Genomic DNA, 3,697 nt, shown 5'->3' with positions numbered 1-3,697 from the left:
GTTTTCGGCTTCAGCCATTTCTTCAAGTTCTAAAGCATCTTTTAAGTTAGATTTGAGTTTATTAAAAGCATTTAGTTTTTCTTCTAGATTACTTTTTTCTCGCAGTAATTTTTGAGCATTGGCTTGATCATTCCATAAACTCGGCTCGGCTGCTAATTCTTCTAGTTCTTTCAGTCTTTCAGTTGACGCTTCAACGTCAAAGTGACCTCCAAAGTAGTTCTAAAGACTGCTCAATTTTTTTTACATAATTTTCTATTTCAGCTCGCATTATTTTTTCCTGTTATAAATTTCGATTTTGTTATATATTATCGTGATTGTAGCCGTCATTGCGAGGAAAAACTATAAGTTTTGACTAAGCAATCTCAGGAGTTTGTTATTATTTCATGAGATTGCCACGTCGAGGCTTCGCCTCTCCTCGCAATGAGGCATTGTTGCGTGGATCAATTCCACCGCTGTCATCCCGCGACTTGATTGCGGGATCCAGATTAAAATACTAAATATTTTAATATTTTTTATTGTTTTTTGGATACCGTGGTCAAGCCACGGTATGATACCGAATGCGTTTTTCGATCCACGCAACAAAGTCTTGCAATGACGGAGATGACAAAATACAAATTATATCACAATAATTATGGATAATCAAAAATATATAAGGAACTTCTCAATAATCGCTCATATTGATCACGGTAAATCTACATTAGCCGATAGGTTAATTGAGCATTGCGGTGGCTTGCAAATTAGGGAAATGAGCCAGCAAGTGCTAGACTCGATGGATATCGAAAAAGAGAGAGGTATAACTATTAAGGCACAAACCGTGCGGCTTGTATATAAGGCTAAAGACGGTAACACCTACTATTTGAATCTAATGGACACTCCCGGGCATGTCGATTTTGCTTATGAAGTTAGTAGGTCACTTGCTGCTTGTGAAGGCTCGTTATTGGTAGTTGATAGTACGCAAGGAGTAGAAGCACAAACGCTTGCCAATGTTTACCAAGCAATCGAGAATGATCATGAAATAGTACCGGTGCTTAATAAGATTGATCTGCCGGCGTCAGAACCTGAACAGGTTAAGCAGCAAATAGAGGATATAATCGGGATCGATGCAAGTGAGGCTGTATTGATTTCGGCAAAAAGCGGTATAGGTATTGATTTAGTTTTAGAAGTAATAGTAAATAAATTACCTCCGCCGAAAGAAAGTAACAGTGATATTTTAAAAGCTTTGCTTGTTGATAGTTGGTATGCCCCTTATCTTGGGGTGGTTATTTTAGTACGTGTTATTGATGGCTACTTACGTAAGAATATGCGGATTAAAATGATGGCTACTAACTCGGTTTATACCGTCGAAAATGTTGGCTATTTTACTCCGAAAAAACATATTTCGGATGTTCTGCATGCAGGCGAAATCGGCTTCTTTACTGCTTCTATAAAGCAAATAGCGGATTGTAAAGTCGGGGATACTATCACTGATGAAAAAAAGCCTTGTGAGCAAGCTCTACCGGGTTTTAAACCAAACTTACCCGTAGTGTTTTGTGGTCTTTATCCAACGGATAGCTCGGAATTTGAGCATCTAAAGTATTCACTAGCTAAATTACGCCTTAATGATGCTAGTTTTGAGTATGAAATGGAAAGCTCTTCGGCACTCGGAGTAGGTTTTAGATGCGGCTTTTTAGGGCTGTTACATTTAGAGATAATCCAAGAACGTTTAAGTAGGGAATTCGATTTAGATTTAATTACTACCGCTCCAAGCGTGGTGTATAAAATTCATATGCGGGACGGTGAGAGCTTAGAGATACATAACCCGGCAGATTTGCCTGATTTACAAAAAATCGAATTGATAGAAGAGCCGTGGATTAAGGCAACTATAATGGTACCTGATGAGTTTTTAGGTGCGGTATTATTGCTTTGTACGGAAAAGAGAGGGATGCAGCTCGATCATAGCTATATAGCAAATAGGGCTAAAATAGTTTATAAATTACCACTAAATGAGATAGTTTACGATTTTTACGATCGTTTAAAAAGTTGCTCTAAAGGTTATGCAAGTTTTGAATGGCAAATGGATGTTTATGAACCTTCCGAGCTTGTTAAGCTTGGGATTTTGGTTAACGCAGAGGTGGTTGATGCACTATCCACAATCGTACACCGCTCACGTGCCGAGCAGAGGGGTAGGGCATTATGCGTAAGGTTAAAGGATTTAATACCGAGACAGCAGATTGATATAGCAATTCAAGCAAGTATAGGTAGCCGTATTATTGCTCGTGAGACTATTAAAGCCCTACGTAAAGATGTTTTATCTAAATGTTACGGCGGTGATATAAGCCGTAAACGTAAATTACTTGAGAAGCAAAAAGCAGGTAAAAAGAGAATGAGACAGTACGGTAATATCGAAATTCCGCAATCTGCGTTTATTGCAGCTTTAAAAATAGGTGATGAATAAAACTTTTTTATTTTATATAAAGAAAACGCTAGACGTTATAATAAAGATTTGTTATAAGGAAGTATCTGAATTTTCCAGATGCTTCTAATGTTCCTCGGTAGCTCAGTGGTAGAGCAAACGGCTGTTAACCGTTCGGTCGCTGGTTCGAGTCCGGCCCGGGGAGCCATTCCTCGGTTTTCGACAAATTTACGAATGAATCAAACGGCAGATGCAGCATAAAGTCAAGCTTTTTGCCTGTTAATTTAATTGTCGAAAACACAGTTTTTATTAAACGTCTTTTTCCTTGGGCATTCGACAAATTAAAATATTGATGTGCATTGGCAACTAAATTTAGTACATCTATCATTTTTTTTCGTAAAACAATCATCACCTTTATTATGCTCCGCTATTTCTAGCATTACTTTACTTTGATGTTTTTTTCATTATGTTTTCTTACGTACAAACTCTTCTCTGGTTATAATCCCATCTGCTAATGAATCGAGCTTATTTGTTCTATGTTAAAAAACTAGAAAGGCTCGTTAAACGTCGTCAAATAGAACGTATAGTATTTTAGGGAAAGAGGATTTATTAAATATATAATTATTACAATCAACAATTGTAGTTATTGACTTATTTTAATGTCCCCCTTCGGGGATAAGAAATCCCTCGCCTTCAGGCGAAGGGAAGATATAATGAAATTGCTTTAGCAATGAATTTATATCAAGAAACATGAGAAGTTATAGAAAGAATAGTCATAGTCAGTATGATTTAAAAGTACATCTTATATGGATACCAAAATATAGGAAGAGAGTATTGATAGGCAAAGTAGCGGAAAGGGCTAGTGATGAACGAATATTAGAATTCCCCATGACGAATATTAAAATTCCCCATTTTTGAGTAAAAAATATTGTCTAAAGTATTACATTATTATCCTCCGATTTTATAGTTAATTTTTTGCCTTTCGCTGTAGCGATTCTATGACTTTCAGTATTTAGTTTAAGAATTGAAGAATGGTGAACCAATCTGCCAATAGCTGCTGACGTAGTCATTTCATCTTTAAAAATAGTATTCCATTTTGCAAAAACTAAATTGCTAGTAATTAATACACTACTCATTTCATAACGTTCAGGTAATAAGGTAAATAAAACATCAGTTTCTTCACGATTATATGGTACATATGATATATCATCAATTATCAATATTTCAAAATAATCGAATTTTTTAATAATTTGCTTAAGTTTTAAACTAAGTTTTGCTTCTAGTAATTGTTGAACCAAATTAGCT

The 3,697-nt window shown here is 35.9% G+C and carries 3 protein-coding genes, 1 tRNA gene and 1 pseudogene; 3 read left to right on the top strand and 2 right to left on the bottom strand.

The genetic code is table 11. The features are described 5' to 3' along the window. Positions 1-268, bottom strand: a pseudogene (locus tag REIS_RS12790) (PCRF domain-containing protein); the annotation flags it as partial. A gap of 363 nt (positions 269-631) precedes the next feature. Here REIS_RS12790 and lepA point away from each other — a divergent pair. The 3 genes from lepA (at position 632) to REIS_RS14300 (ending at position 3,310) form a co-directional block, all read left to right on the top strand. Next, a complete protein-coding gene (gene lepA, locus REIS_RS05520; RefSeq protein WP_008580269.1) occupies positions 632-2,434 on the top strand; it encodes a translation elongation factor 4 in 1,803 nt (600 codons plus the stop codon). Positions 2,435-2,525: 91 nt separating this feature from the next. Further along, positions 2,526-2,600: transfer RNA gene (locus REIS_RS05515), tRNA-Asn, on the top strand. A 542-nt stretch (positions 2,601-3,142) separates the two neighbouring features. Then, a complete protein-coding gene (locus tag REIS_RS14300; protein ID WP_008580268.1) occupies positions 3,143-3,310 on the top strand; it encodes a transposase in 168 nt (55 codons plus the stop codon). Positions 3,311-3,324: 14 nt separating this feature from the next. On the opposite strand, the gene REIS_RS05505 is transcribed toward REIS_RS14300, so the two are convergent. Next, positions 3,325-3,697: ATP-binding protein (locus REIS_RS05505; protein ID WP_008580267.1), on the bottom strand; the 373-nt coding region annotated here is incomplete at its 5' end.

This window comes from Rickettsia endosymbiont of Ixodes scapularis (genome assembly GCF_000160735.1).
GTDB classification, from domain to species: Bacteria; Pseudomonadota; Alphaproteobacteria; order Rickettsiales; family Rickettsiaceae; genus Rickettsia; species Rickettsia tamurae.
This window is presented reverse-complemented; position numbering and strand designations above follow the sequence as displayed.

Coding starts and splice junctions, on each gene's coding strand:
- lepA (WP_008580269.1), top strand. CDS start 632: ATGGATAATCAAAAATATATAAGGAACTTCTCAATAATCGCTCATATT.
- REIS_RS14300 (WP_008580268.1), top strand. CDS start 3,143: ATGAGAAGTTATAGAAAGAATAGTCATAGTCAGTATGATTTAAAAGTA.